2 protein-coding genes and 1 pseudogene are annotated in these 1,643 nt (G+C 64.8%); 2 read left to right on the forward strand and 1 reads right to left on the reverse strand.

From position 1 onward, the window contains the following. Both A3728_RS12105 and A3728_RS12110 read left to right on the forward strand, forming a co-directional pair. Positions 1–337 (forward strand): DHHA1 domain-containing protein (locus A3728_RS12105; protein WP_236630486.1); only part of this gene is annotated, 337 nt, incomplete at its 5' end. Between the two features lie 3 nt (positions 338–340). Continuing rightward, complete coding sequence (locus A3728_RS12110) at positions 341–628, forward strand: DUF1330 domain-containing protein (RefSeq protein ID WP_067923933.1); 288 nt, start codon at positions 341–343, stop codon at positions 626–628. 63 nt (positions 629–691) lie between these two features. On the opposite strand, the pseudogene A3728_RS12115 reads toward A3728_RS12110, so the two are convergent. Next, a pseudogene (locus tag A3728_RS12115) lies at positions 692–1,643 on the reverse strand (translational GTPase TypA); the annotation flags it as partial.

A 1,643-nucleotide genomic window follows, 5' to 3' on the forward strand; every position in this document is an offset into this window, starting at 1 on the left:
CGATCTGCGCGAGATCGATGGCGTTCCCTTCATGGCGCGCAAGCTTACCGGGGTGACAGGCCGTGATCTGCCCGCTCTGGTGGACGAACATAAAAAACAACTTGACAGCGGCGTCGTCCTGCTGATCGCCGATGCCGACGGCAAGGCGGCAATCGCCGCCGGGGTCACCGACGATCTGACCGGCAAATATTCCGCAGTCGACATCGTCCGCACCGCTGTCGAAAAACTCGGCGGCAAGGGGGGCGGCGGCCGGGCGGACATGGCGCAGGGCGGCGCGAAAGACGCCGCCAACGCCGATGAGGCCATCGCCGCCGTCGAAACATTACTGAAAGGATAGCACATGCCCGCACTCTGGATCGCCCATGTGACCGTGACGGATGAAGAGGCCTACAAGAAATACGCCGCCGGTGCCACGCGCGCCATCGCCGAACACGGCGGCAAGTTCATCGCCCGCGGGGGCCGCTTCGTCCAGCTTGAAGGGCGCGAGCGTCCGCGCAACGTGGTGGCCCGTTTTCCAGACGTCGAAACGGCTGAGGCCTGCTATCGCTCAGATGCCTATCAGGCAGCGCTCGAACATGCGCGCGGCGCGTCGGAGCGCGAACTGCTCATCGTCGAAACCGACGAATAGCAGCCCGCTTCTTCCAAATGGCTTGAAATCCCGGGGTCCGGGGCTGGCCCCGGTCCCGCGCTCTCAGCCCGCCTTTGCCATTCGCTTGCGCTCATGCGGGTCCAGATACCGCTTGCGCAGCCGGATTGCGTTGGGCGTGACCTCGACCAGTTCATCGTCGTCAATATAGGCAATCGCTTCTTCGAGGCTCAGCGTGATCGGCGTTGTCAGGCGAACCGCATCGTCGGTACCGGAGGCGCGGACGTTGGTCAGCTTCTTACCCTTGAGCGGGTTCACCTCAAGATCATTGTCCCTGCTGTGCTCGCCGATGATCATGCCCGTGTAGACGTCCGCCTGCGCGCCGATCATCATGCGCCCACGCTCTTCGAGGTTCCACAGCGCATAGGCCACCGAGGTTCCGTTCTCCATGGAGATCAGGACACCCGCGCGGCGGCCGGGGATCGGCCCCTTGTGCGGGGCCCAGCCGTGAAAGACGCGGTTGAGGACGCCGGTGCCGCGGGTATCGGTCAGGAACTCGCCGTGGTAGCCGATCAGCCCGCGTGACGGCACATGGGCCACGATGCGGGTCTTGCCGGCGCCGGCGGGCTTCATCTCCACGAGTTCGCCCTTGCGCGCCCCGGTGATCTTTTCGATGACCGCGCCGGAATATTCGTCGTCCACGTCGATCGTCGCTTCCTCGATGGGCTCCAGCCGCTCGCCGTTCTCGCCTTCACGGAACAGAACCTGCGGGCGGGAGATCGAGAGTTCGAAGCCTTCGCGGCGCATGTTCTCGATCAGAACGCCCATCTGCAACTCGCCCCGGCCCGCGACTTCGAAGGCTTCGCCGCCCGGAGTATCGGATACCTTGATCGCGACGTTCGATTCCGCTTCCTTCAAGAGGCGCTCGCGGATCACCCGGGACTGGACCTTCTTGCCGTCCCGCCCGGCCAGCGGGGAATCGTTGATGCCGAAGGTCACGGTGATGGTGGGCGGATCGATGGGCTGGGAGGGCAGGGCCTCCGTTACCTGGGGTGCC

The sequence above is a fragment of the Sulfitobacter sp. HI0040 genome (genome assembly GCF_001634885.1).
GTDB lineage: Bacteria > Pseudomonadota > Alphaproteobacteria > Rhodobacterales > Rhodobacteraceae > Sulfitobacter.